The sequence below is a fragment of the Streptomyces sp. NRRL B-1347 genome, assembly GCF_000720325.1.
Taxonomy (GTDB): domain Bacteria; phylum Actinomycetota; class Actinomycetes; order Streptomycetales; family Streptomycetaceae; genus Streptomyces.
On the sequence record NZ_JOJM01000334.1, the window covers coordinates 1 to 240 of the forward strand.

Here is a 240-nt window from a genome sequence, read left to right on the forward strand (position 1 = left end):
ATCTACACGTCGGGCTCGACGGGCGTGCCCAAGGGTGTGGTCGTCGAACACCGCAATGTGGTGCGGCTGTTCACGTCCACGGACGACTGGTTCCGCTTCGGTGAGCGCGACGTGTGGACCCTGTTCCACTCCTTCGCGTTCGACTTCTCGGTGTGGGAGATCTGGGGTGCGCTCCTGCACGGCGGCCGCCTCGTGGTCGTACCGCAGGCCGTCACGCGCAGCCCGGAGGACTTCTACCGG

1 protein-coding gene is annotated in these 240 nt (G+C 66.7%); it reads left to right on the top strand.

Features of this window, described 5'->3' with window-relative positions; genetic code table 11:
* A partial coding sequence (locus IG74_RS47495) for an AMP-binding protein (RefSeq protein ID WP_037827720.1) occupies nucleotides 1–240 on the top strand: 240 nt, incomplete at both ends.